The sequence below is a fragment of the Pseudomonas pohangensis genome (assembly GCF_900105995.1).
Classification (GTDB): domain Bacteria; phylum Pseudomonadota; class Gammaproteobacteria; order Pseudomonadales; family Pseudomonadaceae; genus Aquipseudomonas; species Aquipseudomonas pohangensis.
Window position 1 is genome coordinate 3,518,788 of record NZ_LT629785.1, and the last position, 21,164, is coordinate 3,539,951.

At 63.4% G+C, this 21,164-nt stretch carries 26 protein-coding genes; 14 read left to right on the plus strand and 12 right to left on the minus strand.

The annotated features are described in order from the left end of the window. Positions 1–49 precede the first annotated feature (49 nt). Complete coding sequence (locus BLT89_RS16295; protein ID WP_090197870.1) at positions 50–463, plus strand: hypothetical protein; 414 nt, start codon at positions 50–52, stop codon at positions 461–463. Here the strand turns inward: BLT89_RS16295 and BLT89_RS16300 are convergent. Beyond that, positions 460–1,800 carry an amino acid permease gene (locus tag BLT89_RS16300; RefSeq protein ID WP_090197873.1) on the minus strand — a complete coding sequence of 447 codons (1,341 nt, stop codon included), beginning with the start codon at positions 1,798–1,800 and terminating at the stop codon, positions 460–462. The two genes, BLT89_RS16295 and BLT89_RS16300, sit on opposite strands and share 4 nt — an antisense overlap. Positions 1,801–1,992: 192 nt before the next feature. On the opposite strand from BLT89_RS16300, the gene BLT89_RS16305 reads away from it, so the two are divergent. Both BLT89_RS16305 and BLT89_RS16310 read left to right on the plus strand, forming a co-directional pair. Further along, the gene (locus BLT89_RS16305; protein ID WP_090199150.1) at positions 1,993–2,811 is read left to right on the plus strand and encodes a Tim44 domain-containing protein; all 819 of its coding nucleotides are present in this window, start codon (positions 1,993–1,995) and stop codon (positions 2,809–2,811) included. After that, positions 2,778–3,266, plus strand: a complete 489-nt coding sequence (locus BLT89_RS16310) for a VOC family protein (protein WP_331712557.1) — start codon at positions 2,778–2,780, stop codon at positions 3,264–3,266. Before BLT89_RS16305 ends, BLT89_RS16310 begins: the two co-directional genes overlap by 34 nt. A gap of 773 nt (positions 3,267–4,039) precedes the next feature. Here BLT89_RS16310 and BLT89_RS16315 read toward each other — a convergent pair. After that, the gene (locus tag BLT89_RS16315) at positions 4,040–4,501 is read right to left on the minus strand and encodes a methyltransferase family protein (protein WP_090197876.1); all 462 of its coding nucleotides are present in this window, start codon (positions 4,499–4,501) and stop codon (positions 4,040–4,042) included. A gap of 100 nt (positions 4,502–4,601) precedes the next feature. Here BLT89_RS16315 and BLT89_RS16320 point away from each other — a divergent pair, with 100 nt between their 5' ends. Beyond that, positions 4,602–5,009 (plus strand): SMI1/KNR4 family protein, encoded by a 408-nt coding sequence (locus tag BLT89_RS16320; RefSeq protein WP_090197879.1) that lies wholly within the window; start codon positions 4,602–4,604, stop codon positions 5,007–5,009. 12 nt (positions 5,010–5,021) lie between these two features. Here the strand turns inward: BLT89_RS16320 and BLT89_RS16325 are convergent, their stop codons facing one another. The 5 genes from BLT89_RS16325 to BLT89_RS16345 form a co-directional block, all read right to left on the minus strand. Next, positions 5,022–5,264 carry a FeoC-like transcriptional regulator gene (locus tag BLT89_RS16325; protein WP_090197882.1) on the minus strand — a complete coding sequence of 81 codons (243 nt, stop codon included), beginning with the start codon at positions 5,262–5,264 and terminating at the stop codon, positions 5,022–5,024. Further along, positions 5,251–7,488 (minus strand): ferrous iron transport protein B, encoded by a 2,238-nt coding sequence (gene feoB / locus BLT89_RS16330; protein ID WP_090197885.1) that lies wholly within the window; start codon positions 7,486–7,488, stop codon positions 5,251–5,253. Before feoB ends, BLT89_RS16325 begins: the two co-directional genes overlap by 14 nt. Continuing rightward, positions 7,485–7,733 (minus strand): FeoA family protein, encoded by a 249-nt coding sequence (locus tag BLT89_RS16335; protein WP_090197888.1) that lies wholly within the window; start codon positions 7,731–7,733, stop codon positions 7,485–7,487. Before BLT89_RS16335 ends, feoB begins: the two co-directional genes overlap by 4 nt. 67 nt (positions 7,734–7,800) lie before the next feature. Next, positions 7,801–8,460, minus strand: a complete 660-nt coding sequence (locus BLT89_RS16340) for a GntR family transcriptional regulator (RefSeq protein ID WP_090197891.1) — start codon at positions 8,458–8,460, stop codon at positions 7,801–7,803. 206 nt (positions 8,461–8,666) lie between these two features. Next, positions 8,667–9,449 carry an SDR family NAD(P)-dependent oxidoreductase gene (locus BLT89_RS16345; protein WP_090197894.1) on the minus strand — a complete coding sequence of 261 codons (783 nt, stop codon included), beginning with the start codon at positions 9,447–9,449 and terminating at the stop codon, positions 8,667–8,669. Between the two features lie 123 nt (positions 9,450–9,572). Between BLT89_RS16345 and BLT89_RS16350 the strand changes: the two genes are divergently transcribed. The 6 genes from BLT89_RS16350 (at position 9,573) to BLT89_RS16375 (ending at position 15,119) form a co-directional block, all read left to right on the plus strand. Then, a complete protein-coding gene (locus BLT89_RS16350) occupies positions 9,573–10,964 on the plus strand; it encodes an aspartate aminotransferase family protein (protein ID WP_090197897.1) in 1,392 nt (463 codons plus the stop codon). A gap of 172 nt (positions 10,965–11,136) precedes the next feature. Beyond that, positions 11,137–12,504: a glutamine synthetase family protein gene (locus BLT89_RS16355; protein ID WP_090197899.1), complete on the plus strand. Its 1,368-nt coding sequence runs from the start codon at positions 11,137–11,139 to the stop codon at positions 12,502–12,504. An 84-nt stretch (positions 12,505–12,588) separates the two neighbouring features. Then, complete coding sequence (locus BLT89_RS16360; RefSeq protein ID WP_090197902.1) at positions 12,589–13,347, plus strand: SDR family NAD(P)-dependent oxidoreductase; 759 nt, start codon at positions 12,589–12,591, stop codon at positions 13,345–13,347. A 104-nt stretch (positions 13,348–13,451) separates the two neighbouring features. Further along, positions 13,452–13,931: an acyl-CoA thioesterase gene (locus tag BLT89_RS16365; protein ID WP_090197904.1), complete on the plus strand. Its 480-nt coding sequence runs from the start codon at positions 13,452–13,454 to the stop codon at positions 13,929–13,931. Positions 13,932–13,994: 63 nt separating this feature from the next. Beyond that, positions 13,995–14,408 carry a DUF3301 domain-containing protein gene (locus BLT89_RS16370; protein WP_090197907.1) on the plus strand — a complete coding sequence of 138 codons (414 nt, stop codon included), beginning with the start codon at positions 13,995–13,997 and terminating at the stop codon, positions 14,406–14,408. Positions 14,409–14,486: 78 nt separating this feature from the next. Next, positions 14,487–15,119 (plus strand): VTT domain-containing protein, encoded by a 633-nt coding sequence (locus BLT89_RS16375; RefSeq protein ID WP_090197910.1) that lies wholly within the window; start codon positions 14,487–14,489, stop codon positions 15,117–15,119. Between the two features lies 1 nt (position 15,120). Here BLT89_RS16375 and BLT89_RS16380 read toward each other — a convergent pair whose 3' ends face one another. Beyond that, entirely contained in the window at positions 15,121–16,083 is a 963-nt protein-coding gene (locus tag BLT89_RS16380; RefSeq protein ID WP_090199157.1) for a CobW-like GTP-binding protein, read from the minus strand. 21 nt (positions 16,084–16,104) lie between these two features. Then, entirely contained in the window at positions 16,105–16,299 is a 195-nt protein-coding gene (locus tag BLT89_RS17770; protein WP_157718899.1) for a hypothetical protein, read from the minus strand. A 255-nt stretch (positions 16,300–16,554) separates the two neighbouring features. Here BLT89_RS17770 and BLT89_RS16390 point away from each other — a divergent pair, with 255 nt between their 5' ends. Then, a complete protein-coding gene (locus BLT89_RS16390; protein ID WP_090197916.1) occupies positions 16,555–16,908 on the plus strand; it encodes an NADH:ubiquinone oxidoreductase in 354 nt (117 codons plus the stop codon). Between the two features lie 41 nt (positions 16,909–16,949). Further along, the gene (locus tag BLT89_RS16395; RefSeq protein WP_090197919.1) at positions 16,950–17,420 is read left to right on the plus strand and encodes a DUF2721 domain-containing protein; all 471 of its coding nucleotides are present in this window, start codon (positions 16,950–16,952) and stop codon (positions 17,418–17,420) included. Here the strand turns inward: BLT89_RS16395 and BLT89_RS16400 are convergent. Genes BLT89_RS16400 through bufA2 form a run of 3 tightly spaced genes read right to left on the minus strand, consistent with a single transcriptional unit; the run spans position 17,412 to position 19,364 of the window. Beyond that, complete coding sequence (locus BLT89_RS16400; protein WP_090197922.1) at positions 17,412–18,215, minus strand: HvfC/BufC N-terminal domain-containing protein; 804 nt, start codon at positions 18,213–18,215, stop codon at positions 17,412–17,414. The genes BLT89_RS16395 and BLT89_RS16400 overlap by 9 nt on opposite strands. Next, the gene (bufB, locus tag BLT89_RS16405) at positions 18,206–19,051 is read right to left on the minus strand and encodes an MNIO family bufferin maturase (RefSeq protein ID WP_090197925.1); all 846 of its coding nucleotides are present in this window, start codon (positions 19,049–19,051) and stop codon (positions 18,206–18,208) included. The genes BLT89_RS16400 and bufB overlap by 10 nt, the downstream gene beginning before the upstream one ends. Positions 19,052–19,109: 58 nt before the next feature. Next, the gene (gene bufA2 / locus BLT89_RS16410; RefSeq protein WP_090197928.1) at positions 19,110–19,364 is read right to left on the minus strand and encodes a BufA2 family periplasmic bufferin-type metallophore; all 255 of its coding nucleotides are present in this window, start codon (positions 19,362–19,364) and stop codon (positions 19,110–19,112) included. Positions 19,365–19,525: 161 nt separating this feature from the next. Here bufA2 and BLT89_RS16415 point away from each other — a divergent pair, with 161 nt between their 5' ends. Together BLT89_RS16415 and arfB are read left to right on the plus strand one after the other, a co-directional pair. Continuing rightward, a complete protein-coding gene (locus BLT89_RS16415) occupies positions 19,526–20,728 on the plus strand; it encodes an MFS transporter (RefSeq protein WP_231975040.1) in 1,203 nt (400 codons plus the stop codon). A 19-nt stretch (positions 20,729–20,747) separates the two neighbouring features. Further along, positions 20,748–21,161, plus strand: coding sequence for an alternative ribosome rescue aminoacyl-tRNA hydrolase ArfB (arfB, locus tag BLT89_RS16420; protein ID WP_090197931.1), 414 nt, complete (start codon positions 20,748–20,750; stop codon positions 21,159–21,161). The last annotated feature ends 3 nt before the right edge of the window (positions 21,162–21,164 follow it).

A 21,164-nucleotide genomic window follows, 5' to 3' on the forward strand; every position in this document is an offset into this window, starting at 1 on the left:
ATTGCGCATGTGCCTTGAAAAGTACCACCCGTGATTGCAGGCAGGCCGGATGAGCATTGTGGAAGAAGCCGAATCAGGTTTCAGCATTCGTGTAAGCGGCCGCCTGCTGCTGATCCGCCACTGGGGGGTGATGACCTGCACGCTGGGAAAAGCATTTGCCGAGCAATACAAGGCCGCGATCAGGCCACTGCAGGAGGCACACTGGGCAGAAGTCATCGATCTGGTGGATGTACTGGCGGTGGAGCCGGGCCGCAGGGACGAAGTGGCAACCCTGTTCGAGTACGAAAACCTGCAGAACAACGTGGCCACGGCCTACCTGATCAGCGACCGTACGGCACCTGAACATCTGCGCGATCTGCGCTACCTGATACAGACCCAGACTGCCAGCTTTGCCGACCAGTTCTTCCGTGATCCGCTGGAGGCCCTGAACTGGGTCAATCAGCGGCTGGCCATTGCCCGCTAGCTACGCTCGGCACGCGCATTGTGCCATTTCATCCAGACGTGCAAAGGCACCGCAGCCACGATCAGCAGCGTGCCGAGGAACACCGTCTCGGCACCCGAGCCGTAGAGCGCCCAGCCGGAGTACAGGAAGCCCAGGCTGCCGAGCAGGCCGACCTTGAATAACCCCACACCTTGCAGGCCCTGCTTGCCCTTGAGGCGAATCATCAACTCGGCAAAGGCGCAGAGTGCGTAGGGCAGCAGGCTGGACATCACCGCCAGCAGGATGATCGAGTTGAACGCGCCGACCAGTCCCTGGGAGAAATTCATGATCACCAGAATCGAAGCCAGCAGATTGGAGAAAACCAGCGCGTTGGCCGGTGTACCAAAACGCGACAAGCGGCCCATGCTGGCTGGAAATACCCGGTCCTGCGCCGCGCCATAAGGCACCTGGCCGGTCAGCAGGGTAAAGCCGTTCAGCGTGCCGAAAGTGGCAATCACCGCGCCGAGGGCGATCAGCACACCCCAGGTCGAGCCCCACATATGCTCGGCAACGTCTGCCAGCGGAGCGGACGATTGCGCCAGGGTCGTCGAGGGCAGTACGCCGATCGCCACCGTGGTCACCGCTATGTATACCGCCGCCGCGATCAGCACACCGATGATGGTGGCGCGCGGAATGGTCTTTTCCGGATTGATCACGGCACCCGAAGGCACAGTCGCCGACTCCAGCCCCAGATAGGCCCAGAGGGTCAGCGCCGCTGCCGCCGAGATGGCCGAAAGGTTCGACTGGCCACTGACATTCAGCGGGCTGTAGTTGGCCAGGTCGACCCAGAAAAACCCCAGCGTGCCGATCAGGATCAACGGCAGCAGCTTGAGTACGGTGGTGATCACCTGGATCACCCCGGCTTCCTTGACCCCGCGGATATTCACCAGCGTCAGCAGCCAGATCGCCCCCAGCGCAACGGCCAGGCTATAGCTCTGTGATGCGGCCACTTCCGGCACCAGAAAGCCGACATAGCCGGCCAGGGCCACCGCCACGCCGGCGTTACCGGTCCACAGCGCAATCCAGTAGCCCCAGGCAATCAGAAAGCCGGCAAACTCGCCGTAGCCTTCCTGGGTATAGGCGTATGGTCCGCCGGTCTTGCTGACCAGCTGCGACAGCCGGCCAAAGATGATCGCCAGAATCAGTGCGCCGGCCGAAGTCAGCAACCAACCGCCGAGGGCGATCGGGCCGAAGGCCGCCAGCGAGGCCGGCAACAGGAAAATCCCCGAACCGATCATGTTGCCGACCACCAGGGCCGTACACGCCATCAGTCCGAGGGCGCGCGTATCTGGGCCGCTGTTCGCAGTGTTTGAGGGCATCCGACTGATCCTTGCAAGATGAAATAAAGTTCTGGCTGGCAACAGCATAGAACATGCAGCAAACCGGCTGGATAGCCGTCGATTTTGCCGGATAACCACAGTACTGCATAAATCCGGAAACACTCTAGCTCTGGATTGCGCCAACCCGGCACGGGCAATATGCGCGGTGTTTTTCTTGCGAGTGAATCGGATATGCAACGTTTTCTTAGCTTGACCATGGCCGTGTGCCTAAGCCTGACTATGAGCCTGGATGTGCTGGCTGCCAAGCGCCTGGGCGGAGCCAAAAGCTTTGGCACCGCGCCCAGCCACCAGACCCAGATGAAGCAGACTCAACCCGTTGCCGGCAATCCGGCGACCGCCGCCAGACCTGCCGCCGCCACAGGCGCTTCGCGCTGGCTTGGCCCGCTTGCCGGGATTGCTGCCGGCGGCCTGCTCGCTTCGCTGTTCATGGGCGATGGTTTTCAGGGCCTGCAACTGTTCGACATCCTGATCTTCGGGCTGATCGCCTTTGTACTGTTCCGCCTGTTTGCGGCACGGCGCCAGCCGGCCATGGCCGGCACGGCACCGATGTCACGTGAAGCCGCCACATCCGGCAATCTGTTCGGCTCAGCCGCTAGCGCCCTGCCGCGGATCCAGGCACCAGCCTGGTTCGATGCCGACAAGTTCATCGAACAGGGCCGTCAGCACTTCCTGGCCCTGCAGCAGCACTGGGATGCCAACGAGATGGACAAGATCAGCGAGTTCTTCACGCCGCAGATGACCCAGTTCCTCAAGCAGGAGCGGCTCAATCTGGGTGACGGCTTCCAGTCCACCTACATCGACGACCTGCAGGTGCAGCTCGACGGTATCGATGACAATCCAACCGTGACCGTGGCCACCCTGACCTTTTCCGGCCTGGCCAAGACCTCGCGTTTCGACCAGGGCGAGGCTTTCAGCGAAAGCTGGCGGCTGGAGCGGGCCGCTGGTGACAACCAGCCATGGCTGGTGGCCGGCATCCGCCAGAATGGCTGATCAACCGCCTGATGAATGATCCCCGCAGAGCGTTCGGCGCTCTGCTAGAGTCAGTTTCCCTGCTCAATCACCATGAGGACTGCGACATGATCGGTTATTCGATGATCGGCACCAACAATCTGGAACAGGCCAAGGCTTTCTACACCGCGTTGCTCGGCGAAATGGGCGCTTCGGTATTGATGGATGTCGGCCGTGGCGCCTTCTTCGGCGTCAAGATGGGCCAGCCGATGCTTGGTGTGGCCATCCCCTACAACAAGGAAGCGGCTGTCGCCGGCAATGGCAACATGATTGCTCTGGTGGCCGGCTCCCGTGACAACGTCGACAAGCTGTACGCCAAGGCGATCAGCCTCGGTGCCACCGACGAAGGCGCCCCCGGCGAGCGTATGCCCGGCTTCTACGCCGGCTACTTCCGCGATCTGGACGGCAACAAGCTGGCTTTCTTCCATATGGGCTAAGCGCTTCTGACCGTTTCAATAAAACCCGGGGTTTCCCGGGTTTTTTGTGGGTGATGGGAAAGGTTGGGGATTGGCAATCCCAAGCAGTTCTTCAAGGAAGGCGTCTGGCGGATTGCCGAGTTTTGTTGATACATCTGTTCCGCCCTGCTGGGCGTGTCACTTTTGCCAGTCGCGGCAAAAGTAACCAAAACCGCTTGCCCCATCATCCGGGTCTTCGCTGCGCTCAGACTTCCCTCATTCCGGTGCCACTCCACAGGCACGCCCCGAAGGGCCATCCGTGGCCCATCGGGGCTTTCTCGGCGTCCTGCCTCGAAACCTGCTACGCAACACCTCCATTCGGCCTTCTCAAGGGGCGTTTGGGTGCCTACCGGATCGTTCCCACGCTCTGCGTGGGAGCCATCGGATTAAAGGGGCTACCTGCTTGCACGGACTGAAAGTCCCGTCAGGAGGGTGAGCGGAATCGGTGTGCAAGGGGTTGAGCGACATGGATGTCGCGAGAGCTGCGATGGGCCAGGGACGGCCCTTCGCGGCGTGCCCCTGGAACAGCGATGGAGCGAACGCACCCGGAACGTAGCGAAGCGAAGAGATGGGCCGTATGCCGGGCGCGCTTTCTCTTTGCTTACTTTCTCTTTGCGCGCGCAAAGAGAAAGTGAGGCGCCGTGCAAGGCGCAATCTGTAGTCGAGTAGCGAGGAAAGCGTGTCGGTCTGAAACGACGCATCCAATCACGCTCAGAAAATCAGCTGCGGATTGCCAATCCCGCAACCAACCCCAATCACAGCCAGCGCCGCACCCGCGCCCGGTAGTCTTCATACTGCTGACCAAATTTCTCCGCCAGAAACCGCTCTTCCAGACTGATCTGGAAACGGTTCATGTACAGCACGAACAGCGGCAGGCCGGCCAATGCCGGCAGGTTGCCCAGCCACAGTGCCCAGGCCAGCAACCACAACAACATGCCCAGATACATCGGGTTGCGCGAGATGCGGTTGAAGCCGCTAACCACCAGCACCGCCGCGCGCCCGGGGCGGGTTGGCTCGATGGTGGTTCGGGCGCGGATGAACAGCGCCACGCTGACTGCAATCAGGCCGGTGCCGGCGATCAGCGCCAGCACACTCAACAGCGTTTGCAGGGGCAAACGAAAACTGGCTAGCGGCAGCAATTTGGCCAGCAGCCACATCAGCAGGCCGGTGCATAGCGTCACCAGTGGTGGCGGAATCTTCAGTTCAAGTGCAGACATGGGTTTCCCTGTTGACTGGATTGGCTGATCGGGCCAGCCACCGGTTGGCCGCGCCCGTCCGGCACTGTATAACGTGCGCCTCTAGCAGGGGAGAGTTGCTGTGGAAGAAATCATCGAACAACTGCGTGAGCTCAACGAACCGGTGCCGGTGCCGCTGGAACTGCCGGAGGAAGAAACCCTGGTGGAGATTCAGGAGCAGATCCTGATTCACCTGCCGCACGGCCTGCGCGAGTTTCTGCTGACCGTCAGCGACGTGGTCTACGGCCATCTGGAGCCGGTCACCGCCAGTGATCCGAATTCGCACACCTACCTGCCGGAAGTCACCGCCACCGCCTGGGATCTGGGTGTGCCGCGCTGGCTGGTACCGCTGTGCCAGGATGGCGACAATTACTATGTGGTCGACCCAGAAGGCGAGGTGTTCCTCTGGGAAGCTGACACCGACGAACTGGCCGCCGAGACCTGGGAAAGCGTCTGGCACTGGGCCCGCGACGTCTGGCTGGAAAGCTGAGCGGCCGGATTTTCAGGCCGGCAGCGACGCCTGCCACTGCACCAGCCGCTGCTCGGTGCAAGGGCTGCTGCAACTGCCGCAACGCCGGCTCGAACAGCTGCCCGGCGCTTCAACCAGCAATACCCGGCCCCGCTTGCGCCATGGCTCGAGCAAGGTCAGCAGCTGCTCCAGCGGCAGGCCGTTGCGCTGTGCCAGTTCCACCAGCGGCACGCTGCCGGCAGCCTGCAACTGTTCACGCAAGTCACGCAGCAACATTGCTCACCTCCCGCACCGGCATAGCCTTGAGCGCCGGATGGCTGCTGCGCCGCAACAGACCGATGGCCAGCAGAAAACCGAGCAATGCGCTGATCGGCAGCAAGGGCACACTCGGCAGCAGCGGCGCCAGCGCACGGTAAACCCAGGCCAGACTGTAGGCGGCCAGCAGGGTCCAGCCGGCCGAGAACAGCATCCAGCGACTGCCCAGCTCGGCCTTCAAGGCACCCAGTGCCGCCACGCAAGGGGTGTAGAGCAGCACAAACAGCAGATAGGCAAAGGCCACTTCGGCCGTACCGAAACGGGCGCGCAGTTCGGCGAAGGCCGGTGCGGCTGCCGCTGCAGCGGCGCTGGCATCACGGCTGGCGCTGTCCAGTCCGAGCGGGTCGGTGATGCGCTCGCCGAGCACGGCCAGATTATCCGGCACACTCTGCAGAGCGGCCTGCAAGGATTCGCCCAGCGTGCTTTCCTCACTGCCGTCCTGCTCACCGGCCAGACGTGCGTAGCTGGCCAGCAAGGTGCCGGCCACCGCTTCCTTGGCCAGTACCCCGGTGATCAGGCCAACCGTGGCCGGCCAGTTGTCCGGTTCGATACCCAGCGGCGCAAACGCCGGCGTCAGGCCACGGGCCGCGCTGGCCAGCAGCGATTGCTCGGGCTGGTCCGGCTGGAACTGCAGATCCGTATCCAGCGCAGACAGCACATTGAGCAACAGCACCATGGGCACAATCAGCTTGCCGGCACCCAGCACGAAACCGGACAGGCGCTGCCAGGTCTGGCGCCAGACGTTGCGCAGGTTGGGCCGGTGCCAGGCCGGCAACTCGAGAATCGCCGCCGGCTGTACGCCGCGCAGCAGTAGCGGCCGCAACAGCAGGCCGGTGGCCAGCGCCAGCAGCAGACCGGCCAGATACAGGCTCATCACCAGGCTACCGCCCTGCCCGGGAAAGAACGCCGTGGCAAACAGCAGGTAGACCGGCAGCCGTGCGCCACAGGAGGTGAACGGAATCATCATGCTGGCGAGGATGCGACTGGCGCGGCTCTCCAGTGTGCGGGTAGCCAGTATTGCCGGCACGTTGCAGCCGAAGCCGACGATCAGCGGCACAAAGGCCCGGCCCGGCAGGCCCAGCCCGCGCATCAGGCGGTCGATGACAAAGGCCGCGCGCGCCATGTAACCACTGTCCTCGAGCACGCCCAGAGCCAGATACAGACAGGCCAGCGTCGGGATAAAGGTTGCCACCGTGCGCACGCCTTCACCGAGGCCGTTGGCCAGGGCGAAGATCAGCCAGTCCGGTGCCTGTAAGGCGCCCAGCAATTGCGCCGGCAGATCTACGAACAGCACGCCGGCCACGCCATCGAACACGTCGATAAAGGCCCCGCCGACATTCACCGACCAGCTGAACATGGCATACATCACCAGCAGGAAGATCGGCCCGCCGAGCCAGCGGTTGAGCACCAGCCGGTCCAGTTGATTGGCGGTCGGCGCCAGCGGCTCACAGACGTCCTGCAGCAGTCCGGCAATCCGCGTGTAGCGCGCATCGGCTATCGCGATATCCGGGTCGTCACCGTAATCGTCTGCCAGCTGGCGGCGCTGCTGCTCGACCAGTGCTGCGGGCACCTGCCGCAGTTCATCACCCTCCAGTGCCGCCAGCGCATCACTGCGGCTCAGCCCGGCATCCAGCAGGGGCGCCACGGCCTGCTCGATCAGCGGATCGTAGGCCAGGGGCGGACAAGCGCCGGGCCAGCTGCCCGCCAGCAGCTGGCGCAGCTCCCGGGTGCCGGCGGCGCGGTTGGCCACCACTTCCAGCACCGGTACGCCCAGACGTGCCGACAGCCCCCGGGCATCGATTGACAAGCCATCGCGGCGCGCCAGATCGCTCATGCCCAGCAATACCAGTAGTGGCAGACCCAGCTCGATCAGTTGCAGGGTCAGGTACAGCTGACGCTCCAGCTGGCGCGCATCTATCAGGTTGAGCACCAGCCCCGGCGGAGTCTGGCTCAGATACTGGCGGGCCACGGCTTCGTCTTCGCCGCCGCCTTCATTCAGGCTGTACAGACCCGGCAGGTCGACCAGCGTGGCGCTGTCCGCCTCCAGCCGCAGCTCGCCGCTCTTGCGCGCCACCGTCACCCCCGGCCAGTTGCCGACACTCTGGCGGCTGCCGGTAAGCTGGTTGAACAGGCTGGTTTTGCCGCAATTGGGGTTACCGATCAGGGCGATTTCCGCGCGCTTCATGCACACACCCCGCTGGTGCCCAGGCACACACCGAGCACTGCGGCCTCCTCGCGGCGCAAGGCCAGGCTGGTATGGCGCACGCGCACCTCGATCGGATCGCCCAGCGGCGCGCGGCGCAGTACTTCGAACTGGCAGCCCGGCACCAGCCCCAGCGCCAGCAGACGCCGGCGCAACGGTGAGCTGGCGATCAGGTAATGGCTGATCCGGGCTTTATCGCCGGGGCGAAGTTGATCAAGAGTGTGCATTCGGGTTGCTCCGCTAATTCTTAATGCGAATCATGCCCATTAACGGCCAATGCACTCTTGATCAGAATCAAGCCCGTCCGCTGGCTGCCTCCAGACTCAGCAAATTCAGCAGATACTGGCCGAAATAGCTCAGGTCCTGCTCGATCGCGGCACGCGCTGCCTTGCCGTCACCGGCCTGCAGCGCCTTGAGACAATCGGCGTGGAAGCTGTTGAGGCGCAGCGACAGGTCGGCCTCGGTGAACAAGCGGCTGAAGAACGGCCCGACCTGCAACCACAGGGACTCGATCAGACGCAGCAGCACCGGGTTGGCGCAGGCCTGATAAAGGTACAGATGGAACTGGCTGTTGTTGCGCAGATAGCCCTGCACATCGCGTTGCTGCAGGGCGACGTGCATGCGCTCGACACAACCCTGCAGCACTTCCAGTTGCGCACTGCCGATGCGCGCGGCGGCCAGTTCTACGGCCAACCCCTCGAGGTTGATCCGCACCGGTAACAGCTGGGCGAAACGCTCGCGGGTCATCGCCGGCACGCGCAGCGAACGTTGTGCCTCGCCTTCCAGGGCGCCCTCGGCGACCAGCCGCTGCAGGGCGCCCCGTACCGGCATCGGGCTGGTGCCCCATTGCGCTGCCAGATCACGGATCTTCAGGCGCTCACCGGGCTGGAAGCGTCCTTCGAGCAACGCCGCGCGGATATTCTGGTACAGCTGTTCCTGCAGATTATCGGCCATGGCTCAGACACCCGGACGCGGTGGCGCCGGCAGTTGGGCGAGGGTCAGCGAGCAGTAGTGCATGCGTTTCTCCGGATAAAAATTACTAACTGAGCGAGCGAGCTAGAGCCAGGCAAGGCGCAGGAGTACTTGAAAAGCGCAGTTGACTGTAGTCAATGAGCATTTTCGAGTGCTTCTGCAACGCCGCATGGCCGACGCGCAGCCGCTCAGGAGGGTGCCTTGTTTTCGATCAGGCAATTACCGCCATCTACTACCAGCACTTCACCGGTGATGTAACTGGCCTCCGGCGAAGCCAGAAACGCCACGGCGGCGGCCACTTCTTCGGGCCTTCCGGCACGCCCCAGCGGGGTGTATTCGGCGGCACGCCGCTCCTCGTCGGTCGACGAGCCGGTAGCAATCCAGCCCGGTGCCACGCTGTTGACGGTAATGCCCTGCTTGGCCACTTCCAGCGCCAGCCCCATGCCCATACCGAGCATGGCCGCCTTGGCCGCGCTGTAGGCTGCCTCGCCGGGATTGCTGCCGCGGGTGCCGGTGGTCGAGCTGATATTGACGATGCGCCCGTAACCGCGCGCCTGCATGCCCGGCAGTACCGCACGGGTCAGCAGAAATGCGGTGGTCAGGTTGCGTGCCAGTGACAGGTTCCAGCTGGCCAGATCCATGTTCGCCAGCTCGGCGAACGGCTCCGGGCTGCCGAGCATGGCCATGCCGGCGTTGTTCACCAGAATATCGATGCGGCCGAACTGCGCCTGCGCCCACCCGGCCAATGCCGCCACCTGCGCTTCGTCGGTAAGGTCGGCGGGCATGCCGCGAGCGTCTATACCTTCAGACTGCAGCTCGCGCACACGCTGTTCGATGCGCGTGCTGCTGGCGCTGATCAGTACGCGCACTCCGGCCTGCCCCAGGCGCCGCGCAATGGCCAGGCCAATGCCGCTGTCACTGCCGGCACCGCTGACCAGGGCGACCTGATCCTGCCATGGTGAATCGTTCATTCTGTTCTTCTCTTGTGATCACATTAATAGGGCAATACTAGCAATAAACCGCAATTAAAGCAGAATTTGACTTATTTGTGATCACAAGTAAGATTGCGTAGTTATTCAAACGAGGTGCTCAGCATGACAGCCAGCGGTATCAGTTCTTCCGCCGTGGAAATCTTCACCGCCCGTGAACGGGCGCGATTTCTCCAACAGAATCCGCAAAGCGTGGCGCTGGCCGAGCGTGCGCGGCAGTCGCTGTTCGGCGGCGTACCGATGCACTGGATGGCCGACTGGTCGACGCCCTGCCCGCTGTTTGTCGAACGCGCCAAAGGCGCGCGTTTCTACGATGTCGACGGCCACGAGTACATCGACTTCTGTCTGGGCGACACCGGCAGCATGTTCGGCCACTCGCCGGACCCGATCGCCAAAGCCATAGCTGAACAGGCCAACAACGGCCTGACCACCATGCTCCCCGGCGAAGATGCGGTGGTCGCCGGCGAACTGCTGGCCGAACGCTTCGGCCTGCCTTACTGGCAGGTCACGGCTACTGCCACCGACTCCAACCGCTATGTGCTGCGCTGGGCCCGGGGCATCACCCGGCGCAACGTATTGCTGGTGTTCGATGGCTGCTACCACGGCACCGTGGATGATGTGATGGTGCGTTGCCATGACGGCCAGACCCGGCCGCGCTCCGGGCTGATCGGCCAGGCCTACGACCTGACCCAGCACAGCCGCTCGATCCCGTTCAACGATGTCGCGGCGCTGGAAGCCGCGCTGGCCCAGGGTGATGTCGCCGCGCTGCTGTGCGAACCGGCGATGACCAATATCGGCATGGTCATGCCCGAGCCGGGCTTTATGGCCAGGTGCCGCGAACTGACCCGCAAGTACGGCACGCTGCTGATCATCGACGAGACCCATACCATCTCCACCGATATCGGCGGCTGCACCCGGCTGTGGAATCTCGATCCGGATTTCTTCGTGGTCGGCAAACCGATTGCCGGCGGCGTGCCCTGCGGCATTTTCGGTTGCAGCGCAGCGATGGCCGAGGCCATGCAGCAGGCGCGGCAACGGGCCAGCCAGAACAGCCACGGCCATGGCCACAGCGGCATGGGCACCACCCTCTCGGCCAACGCGCTGGCCATGCACTGCATGCGCGCCAACCTCGAGCAGGTGATGACCCAGGCCGCCTACGACCACATGCTGCCACTGGCCAGGCGTCTGGCCGATGGCTTCCGCAGCCTGATCGGCAAGCACGACCTGCAGTGGTCGGTGACCGAGCTGGGTGCGCGCAGCGAGTTCCAGTTCTGCGCCGTGCCACCGAAGACCGGCGCCCAGGCCGAAGCGGCGTTTCACGACGAGCTGCAGATGGCCCTGCACCTGTACCTGATCAACCGCGGCATCCTGATCACGCCGTTCCACAACATGACCCTGTGTTGCCCGAGCACAACGGCCGAGGATGTGGACAAACTGATCAGCATGCTGGACCAGGCCATCACCGAACTGCTGGCCATCCCCGGCGCGCGTGAATAAATGATGATCGCTCCCCTGCTCTGCGTGGGAGCAAAGCGGCAGACACTGTGCGTCTGTGGCGCGCAGAGCGCCCCGCATAAGTTCCCACGCTGAGCATGGGAACAATCACAGTTACGTGCACCTCGATGGTGGGCTGCAGCCCACCCTACAATCCGTGAACAGGTACCTATTCATGCAATTCGCCGATATCCGGGAAGCCAATGACTTCCTCGCCGCCCACCCCGAGGTGCGGCTGATCGAACTGATCCTGATCGACGCCAACGGCATCCCGCGCGGCAAGTTGCTGCATCGCGACGAGCTGCTGGCCATCTATACCAGCGGGCGGCCACTGCCCAGTTCGATTCTCGCCCTGAGCATCCAGGGCGAGGACGTGGAGGCCAGCGGGCTGGTCTGGGAAGTGGCCGACGCCGATTGCTGGACCTATCCGTTGGCCGGCAGCCTGACCCTGCAACCCTGGCGCAACCAGCCCACCGGCCAGGTGCAGGTGAGCATGCACCCCACCCAGGGTTTGCCGGCGGCACCCGCCGATCCGCGCCACGTGCTGGTCAATGTCATAGAGCGGCTCAAGGCCGATGGCTACCACCCGGTAATGGCCGTGGAACTGGAGTTTTACCTGCTCGACCAGCAGGCCGACGCCAATGGCCGGCCGCAACCGGCGCGGCAAATGAACGGCGTCCGTCCGCAGGCGCCGCAGGTGTATGGCGTCAGCGAACTGGAACAGCAGCAAGCCTTCCTCGATGACCTCTACGCCGCCTGTGAAGTACAGGGCCTGCCGGTGCGTACGGCAATTTCCGAGTACGCCCCCGGCCAGCTGGAGCTGACGCTGGAACACCGCTTCGACGCCCTGCAGGCGGTGGACGAAGGCGTGCGCTACAAGCGCCTGGTGAAGGGCGTAGCCAATAAGCATGGCTTGCAGGCCTGTTTTATGGCCAAGCCGTTTGGCGATCAGGCCGGCAGCGGTTTGCATCTGCATGTCAGTCTGGCCGATGCCCAGGGCAACAATCTCTACGCCAGTGAAGACCCTGAAGGCACGCCGCTGCTCAGGCATTCGATCGGCGGCATGATGGACAGCCTGCTCGACTCGCTGGCGATCTTCTGCCCCAACGCCAACTCGTTCCGCCGCTTTCAGGCCAACAGCTACGCGCCGCTGGCCAAGAGCTGGGGGGTGAACAACCGTACCGTATCGTTCCGCGTGCCCGGTGGTCCGGCGGTCAGCCGGCATATCGAGCACCGTATCTGCGGCGCCGATGCCAACCCCTACCTGGCCGCCGCCGCCGTGCTGGCCGGGATTCACCAGGGCATTCGCCAGCAGATCGATCCCGGCCCCGCCATCCACGGTAACGGCTATGCTCAAGCCAAGGAGTTCCTGCCGACCGACTGGCACACTGCGCTACTGGCGCTGGAGCAATCCGGCTGGGCTAAAGATGCGCTGGGTGAAGACTTCCTCAAGGTCTTTCTGGCGATCAAACGCCATGAATATCAGACCTTTATGGCCGAAGTCGGCGAGCAGGACTGGCGCTGGTATCTGACCCACGCCTAGACAGCTGGTGGGTTAAAGCCCACCCTGCGCTTAGCCAAACCGCCCTAACTGCCCTAACTGCCCTAACTGCCCAGGAGTACACACATGCCCCAACCCGTAGTGTTGATTACCGGAGCCGCCGGCGGCCTGGGTAGCGCCCTGGCCAAACGATTTGTCGAGGGCAACTGGCGAGTGGTTGCTACCGACCACAATAAAGCCGGGCTGCATGAGTTGAGTAAACAGGTCGCGGTAGACACCTGCCTGCAGTGCGATCTGCGCACCACCAGCAGCTGCAAGGAACTGGTCAGCCGGACCCTGGCCCATTGCGGGCGTCTGGATGCGCTGGTCAACGCGGCCGGGGTCTGGCGCGAAGGCCCGGTGGAGTCCTTCAGCGAAGAAGATTTCGATCTGGTCATGGACGTCAATCTCAAGGCGCCGTTCTTCATGTGTGCGGCAGCCGTGCCCCATCTGCGCGAAACCCGTGGCTGCATCGTCAATATCTCCAGCGATGCCGGCCATCAGGGCAACCAGAACGCTGCCGCCTACTGTGCCAGCAAGGGCGGGCTGACCCTGCTGACCAAGACCCTGGCGCTGGATCTGGCACCCGACGGGGTACGGGTCAATTGTGTGTCGCCGGGCGATATCGCCACACCGATGCTCGACCAGCAGGCCGAGCGCTATGGCGAGGGCAATCCGAAAGCCTACAAGAAGGCCCTGCTCGCCCTTTACCCGCAAGGCCGCAGCGCGCGCTTTATTCGCCCTGAGGAAGTCGCCGAGCTGGTCTGGTTTCTCTGCCAGCCCCATGCCGAGGCCATCAGCGGCGCTAATCTGGCGATTGATTTCGGCCTGTCGGCAGGCAAATAACCTGCCTGACCGCTAGCCGCGCAGGCGCCGCGGCTAGCGGCGTGCCGCATGCCCGCCGGGCGTCTATGCTTGTCTACCCACCTCCCTGCCAACAAGGCCGCCCCATGAAACCTTCCAGCCATCAACTGACCATGACCGTACTGATGACCCCGTCGATGGCCAATTTTTCCGGAAAAGTACACGGTGGTACCCTGCTCAAGCTGCTCGATGAGGTGGCCTATGCCTGCGCCAGCCGCTTTGCCGGCAGCTACGTGGTGACCCTGTCGGTGGACCGGGTAACCTTTCGCCAGCCGGTGCATGTCGGAGAGCTGGTGACCTTTCTCGCCCAGGTCAATTTCGCCGGACGCACCTCGATGGAAGTCGGTATCAAGGTGATTACCGAAAACATCCTCGAACAGACAGTGCGCCACACCAACAGCTGCTTCTTCACCATGGTCGCGGTGGATGAACACGGCCAGCCATGCAAAGTGCCGCAACTGCCGCTGCTGACCGAAAAGGACCAGCAGCGCGCGGTCACTGCCCAGGAACGGCGCAAGGCGCGCCAGGCCTTCGAACTCGAGCACCGGGCGCACAAACAACGCTAGCTGCACTGCGCGGCCACGCATGGTTTAAGCTAACGCCTGATCCATATTTACGGGAACCCGCCCATGCTGTCCCTCGCCGACCTGGCCCTGCTGATGCTCTGCGTCACGTTTTTCGCCTGGCTGTGGCGCGGCCACGGGATACGTGAACAGGCCCTGAAGCTGGCCCGCCGGCATTGTGAAAAGCTGGATATCGAACTGCTCGACCAGAATGTCGCCTTGCGCGGCTTGCGTCTGCGCCGTGACCAGCGCGGCAACCTGCGCCTGGCGCGCGAGTACGGTTTCGAATTCACCGTGACCGGTGATCAGCGCCTGGCCGGCTGCATCACCCTGTTCGGTCGCCAGCAGGGCAAGATCGAACTGGATCCGCACCCGTTCACGCCCAGGGATGAAGAACAGGTGCTGGCTCCCTCTGCCCAGGTCGTGCGGCTGGCCGACTGGCGCCGCGAGCACCCGCAAACATCGTCAAAACCGCATTAGTCCGCCGGCGGATCACCGCAGGCTGACAACCTGCTGCTAACATCCGAACCCCTTGCACCATTACGGCCAGACCTGCGCATGGATTTCAGCGGTTTTTTCGACCTGTTTCTCCACCTCGACCAGCACCTGCAGACCCTGACCCAGCAATACGGGGTGTGGATCTATGTGCTGCTGTCGCTGGTGATTTTTTGCGAAACCGGGCTGGTGGTGATGGTCTGGCTGCCCGGCGACTCGTTGCTGTTCATTGCCGGCGCGGTATTTGCGGCCAACGGCATGGACCCCTGGCTGCTCGGGGTCTGCCTGTTCTTTGCCGCCGGGCTGGGCGACAGCACCAATTACTGGATCGGCCGGCGCTACGGCCTGGGGCTGTTCGAGCGCGGCAATCCGAAGATCTTTCGTCGCGACTTCCTCCTGCGCACCGAAATTTTCTATGCCAGACACGGCGCCAAGACCGTCACCCTGGCGCGCTTCTTTGCCATCCTGCGCAGCTTCGCGCCCTTTGTCGCCGGTATCGGGCGCATGCCTTACCCGCGCTTTGTCGCCTTCAGCCTGCTCGGTAGCCTGCTGTGGATCAGCAGCCTGCTCAGCCTCGGTTATATGTTCGGTAATGCGCCGTTTCTGCGTGACAACCTGACGCTGCTGGTACTCGGCTTTCTGGCGCTGTGCGCGATACCCGTGCTGATCCGCCACCTGCGCAACCAGCGGCGCTGAATCACAGGCGACAGGCGAGCAAGCCGGCCTGCAGACTGTTGGCATCCTGCGGGCTGGCGAAGATCAACTCCAGCCGCGAATCCTGTCGCCACTCGCTGGTTTGCCAGTGGATCGGCGCACCCTCCAGTGCATTACCGGACAACCAGCCGGCATTGGTCTGCAGCACCAGCTTGGCGCGCCGCCAGGCCAGCCCGCCGAGCCAGCGCTGCACCTGCATCAGTTCAAAGTGCTGACCGGGATGAAAGCGCCAGCCGATACTCCAGCCTTCCGGCTGCGCCTGAATCTGGCAGATTGGCCGGGCCGGATCCGTCCACAGCAACGGCAGCGGGCCCGCAGCAACCGGCAACCGGTCTTGGTCAGCGGCGGCACCGGCCCTGACCTGGATGCCCGGTAACGCGGCGATGTCGAGGCGACCCTGACTGGTCCAGCACAGCGTTCGCTGCGGCAGCTGTGCCTGCACCCGCGCCCGTGCCGCGGCATCCAGACCCTCGGACTTGTTCAGCAGCAGCAAGCCGGCATCGGCCAGCGCCGCCTGCTGACTCTCCGGCAGTGCCTGGCCGCTGGCCAGAGCGGCCGCATCCAGCACCAGCACCCCCGGCTGCAGTGCCAGCACGCCGTCCCAGGGCGGTTCGGCCAGCTGGCGCAACAACTCGGCCGGATGACCCAGACCGGATGGCTCGATCAGCAGCCGGTCAGGCTGTGCCTTGCGCAACAGCCGCGCCAGACCGATCTGGAACGGCGCTCCATTTACGCAACACAGGCAACCACCCGGTACCTCGGACAGGCTGATGCCCTCCCCGGCGCTGGTCAGCAATGCCTGATCCAGGCCGATCTGGCCAAATTCATTGATCAGCACGGCCCAGCGCTCATGCGCCGGTTTGTGCGCCAGCAGGTGACGGATCAGGCTGGTCTTGCCGGCGCCCAGCGGGCCGGCAATCAGATGGGTGGGGATATTGCTCAGCATGGCTGCAATGTTCACCGGCAATCAGAAAATGAAAGGACCCAGCCACCAGCTGCGCTGCAATTGCAGGGTGACGTACTTCTGGATATTGATCACCGTGACCAGCTTCATTGGCCGTGGCCCGCCACCCAGATCGAACAACAACCAGTTGTTCAGACGGCGCAGGTTCTGCGCCCATTTCGGTGAGGCTACAGGGTTGTTGTTGCTCGGGCTGCTCATCAAGACGTCCTGTGCTCGGTTAACACGCATGGTGTTCAGGGTTATGCCGCGGCGGGTGTTGTGCAACCCGGCCAGGCCGTAGCCTAACAGGCCGGGCCCGGGCAGCTGGATCAACACATTGGACCATGAACCGCCAATCTTCAGGGCATACAGGCCATGCCGGGGACGCTCTCGGCAATTGCCTTTGTCTGCGCCCCGATTCACCCCTTCAGGCTGTCGTGCTAGAGTCGCGCTGATTCCACCTGGATCGATTCTATGCGCCGCTGCATTGCCCTGTGTTTGCTCGCTTTGCCACTACTGGCACAGGCTGAAGCCTGCGTCGTACACAGCAGCGGCAAGCAGGTTGACGTAAAGCTGTGCCAGCAGAACGTCAGCATTCCCGCGCAAATGTTTCATGACAATTTCTGCCAGCCACAGCTGTCCGGGCAGAAAGTCGAGGTCAGCTTTGTCGAGCAATGCCCGACGGGGGCTTTTGGGACCTGCCACAATGCCCGGGTGACCAACCTTACTTATCTGGAAGATCTTTACTACTACGGTGTAGCCAGCGATGCCCGCGTGCTGAAAGTGGCCTGCGAGCAACAGTACAAAGGGGTCTGGGAGGCATTTTAGCTGCCAGACCGGGCCGATCGAACGCGCACAAGAGTATTCCCATGTTTCCGCAAAGCAGTATTCCCGACCTTGCACACGTGATCCAGCTGGCCGTCGCGCCGGTATTTCTGCTGACGGCCCTGAGCACCATGCTGGCGGTGCTGACCAACCGTCTGTCACGGGTGGTCGACCGCACGCGCAAGCTTGAAGTGTTTCTTCTCGAGCATCCCGAGCGCATTGCCCAGCCGCGTGCCGAACTGTTCACCCTGTTCCGCCGCACCGTGCTGTGCAATCGCGCCATCAGCCTGTGCACCCTGACCCTGCTGCTGATCTGCGGGGTGATCGGCCTGCTGTTTATCAGCGCCCTGATGGGCTTCAACGCATCGCTGGCGGTAGCGGCGCTGTTCGTCGCCAGCATGGGCACTTTCGTCTTTGCACTGCTGAGTTTTCTGGCTGAAATCCGCGTGGCCTCGAACGCCCTCGAATCCTCGGCGCGGCAGATCATCCGCATGACCGACAGCTCGTCAGGCTGAGGACTCCTGCGCCTGACGCTGCTGCAGCAACCCCTCGCTGAGCCATTGCTTGAGCCAGCCGGCCGCCAGTCGTGGCGCATCCTCAGCGTGGCTGCTGGCCAGCTGCTCGCAGAGCCGGGCAAAGTTCCAGCCTTCGTCGCACATGCCCAGTAACGCTGCAGCCTCGGCACTGCCCAGGCTGCGGTACTGGCTGCGCAGATCCTGCCGCCAGATCAGGCACAGTTTCGCTTCCGGCAGCAGCTCGCTGGCCGGGAACGCCGTGGCCTTCTTCGTCGCCTGCCACAAAGCCAGACTGTTGTAGTGCAAGGGCAGGCGCTGCACGCAGGGCAGCAACTGCACCTGCAACGCCGGCCACGCCTGCGGCGCCAGGCTGGCAACCTGTTCAAGGCTCAGCGGCGGCGCATCCGCAGCGTCGAAGGCCAGGGTAAAGCACCACTCCAGCTCTGCCAGTTCGACCAGCGCCGCCTGTTGCCCGGCCTGCAGGTGCTGCTCGAGAAAACCGGCAAAACGTTCACCCAGCCAGCGCAGGCTGTAATGCCGCGACGGATGGGCCTTGAGATAGGCGCTGGCCAGCTGCTCGAACTGCACATCGCCCAGCCACTCATGCACGGCCGGAAAATCCTCGCGCAGCACCTCCAGCAGGCGTGCCCGATAGGCGTTGTGATAAATCTGCAGGCCCTGCTCGACCGACAGGCTCGGGCTGCCCGACAGGCTCGCCTGCAGGGCAGCAGCCGGCGCCAGCTGATCACCGAGCAGGTAGGCTTCCAGCGCCAGTTGCCAGTCGTTCAGGCGCATCGGGCGCTCCTTTGCAGAGTGCTCTGGCCCAGGGCGCGGGCCTTGCACAGCTCGGCCAGCAATTCTTCAAACGGCGGGAAGTGGTCGTCGCGCTCGATCATCGTGGCGACCGGACCGAGCCATTCCAGGGTGCGCTGATAGAGTGCCCACACCGGATCGCTGATCGGGTGATCATGGGTGTCGATGACGTAATTGCCGTAGTCCGTGTGCCCGGCCAGATGGATCTGGCGGACGCGCTGCGCCGGCAAGGCACTGATGAACTGCCACGGATCGAAGCCGTGATTGCGCGCGCTGACGTAGACGTTGTTGACGTCGAGCAGCAGCTCGCAACCACTCAGTTCGCTGAGCCGCGCGAGAAACTCCCATTCGCTGAATTCGTCACAGGTCGTGCGCAGATAGCTGGAGACATTTTCCAGCACCAGCGGACGCTCCAGCACATCCTGCACCTGGCGCACCCGTGCGGCGACATGCTGCAGACTTTCTTCGCTATAGGGCAGCGGCAGCAGGTCATGCAGCTGATGGGCATTGCCGCGGCTCCAGCACAGATGATCGGATATCCACGCCGGCTGTACGCGCTGAGCCAATTGCTTGAGCCGCTGCAGATAGTCCTGGTCCAGCGCGTGCGGGCCACCGATCGACAGCGACACGCCGTGCATCACCAGCGGGTAATGTTCGCCGATTGCATCCAGGTAATACAGCGCCTTGCCGCCATCAACCAGATAGTTTTCCGAAACAATCTCGAACCAGTCCACCGCCGGCCGCCGGGCGAGGATGGCCTCGTAGTAGTGGCTGCGCAAACCCAGACCGTAACCAAGGCAGGGGGACTCCGGGGTCATGCCGTACTCCTGTTATCCGCAGATCGGGGCGGCCCGCTGCAGGCCGCCCCCGGCAGTGTTACTCGCCGACTGTGCCGCCAGCAGCGGTGCACTCCGCCTCAGTGGTCACCTTGAAGCCATGGCCTTTGCACACGGCCTGACCCTTGCAGGCGTTCTCCGCCGTTTTGCAGTCATTCTGGCCCTTGCAGCCATTGATGCCATAACAATGCACCTGTGCTTCTTCCGCCACGACCTGGGTCGACAGGCTGGCAAACAGGCCGGCTGCAGCAATGGCCAGTGCAGCGCCGGTGTTGCTCATCGTTTTGCTGTTCATGTGAAATCCTCGATCAAGTGGGGTGTAGCAACCTGAACCCTGTGTCCGGTGCATACAATAATCTAGAGAGCGTTTTCAGCGCGGCGTTACACCGCGGTGTGAATCTTTTTTTCACACGACGGTGCTAGTCTGCAGGCTTCTCACCGCAGGACCTTCTCGACATGCAGGAACCGGCCATGCTGCGCGGCATTCCGCGAACCGTCTGGGTGCTGGGCCTGATCAGCCTGTTCATGGATATTTCCTCGGAACTGGTACATGGCCTGCTGCCGATCCTGCTGGTCAACGGTCTGGGCAGCAGCATGCTGGTTGTCGGCCTGATCGAAGGTGCAGCCGAAGCCACCGCACTGCTGGTCAAGGTTTTTTCCGGGGCGCTGAGCGACTACTTTGGCAAGCGCAAGGGCCTGTTGCTGCTCGGCTATGGCCTCGGCGCGCTGAGCAAGCCACTGTTTCCGCTGGCCGGTTCGGCCAGTGCGGTAATGACCGCGCGGGTGCTTGACCGCATCGGCAAGGGCATTCGCGGTGCACCCCGCGATGCTCTGGTCGCCGATGTCACCCCGGCTGCCAGCCGCGGTGCGGCGTTCGGTTTGCGTCAGTCGCTGGACAGTGTCGGTGCCTTTATCGGCCCGCTGCTGGCGGTGCTGCTGATGTTGTGGCTGAGCAATGACATCCAGCTGGTCATGTGGTTTGCCGTGCTGCCGGCCGGTATCGCCGTGGCACTGATCGTCTTCGGCGTGCATGAACCGGCCGGCCAGCCGTCGGCTGGCCAGTTGCGCTGGCCCATCCGGCGGGCAAGCCTGCGGCTGTTTCCGGCGGCTTTCTGGTGGGTGGCACTGATTGGCGCAGTGTTTACCCTGGCCCGCTTCAGCGAGGCGTTTCTGGTGCTGCGGGCCCAGCAGAGCGGCATGCCGCTGGCATTGATTCCGCTGGTTATGGTCATTCTGGCGCTGTGCTACCTGCTTTCGGCCTACCCGGTTGGCCAGCTGTCCGATCGTATCGGCCGCCACGGGCTGCTGGCAGCCGGGCTTGGCCTGCTGATCATTGCCGATCTGCTGTTGGCGATGAACGGCTCGCTACTGTGGGTACTGCTCGGGGTTGCCGTCTGGGGGCTGCACCTGGGCTTTACCCAGGGCCTGCTGGCCGCGATGGTCGCCGACAGCGCACCGGCTGCATTGCGTGGCACGGCGTTCGGTGTATTCAACCTGCTCAGCGGCCTGGCCATGCTGCTGGCCAGCGTGCTGGCCGGCTGGCTGTGGCAGACCTTTGGTGCCGCCACCTGTTTCTACAGCGGCGCGCTGCTGGCCATGCTGGCCTGGCTGCTGTTGCGGCTGCGGCCGGCCCGAACAGGGTATCCTGTCAGCCCCTGAACCTATTGCACCCCTGCCCATGCTGCTGATCTCCAACAACGTGCACCTGCCTGACCATGAAATCGAGCTGAACGCCATTCGCGCCCAGGGCGCCGGCGGCCAGAACGTCAACAAGGTCTCCAGCGCCGTACATCTGCGCTTCGACATTCAGGCTTCGTCGTTACCGGATTTCTACAAGGAGCGCCTGCTGGCCATGCGTGACCAGCGCATCACCGGTGACGGCGTGATCGTGCTCAAGGCCCAGCAATACCGCACCCAGGAACAGAACCGTGCGGATGCGCTGGAACGCCTGCGCGAGTTGATACTGGCCGCGGTCAAGGTCGAGAAGACCCGGCGCCCGACCAGGCCGACCCTCGGCTCGAAGAAGCGTCGTCTGGAAGGCAAAAGCCAGCGCGGCGCAATCAAGGCGGCACGCGGCAAGGTCGACTACTGAAGG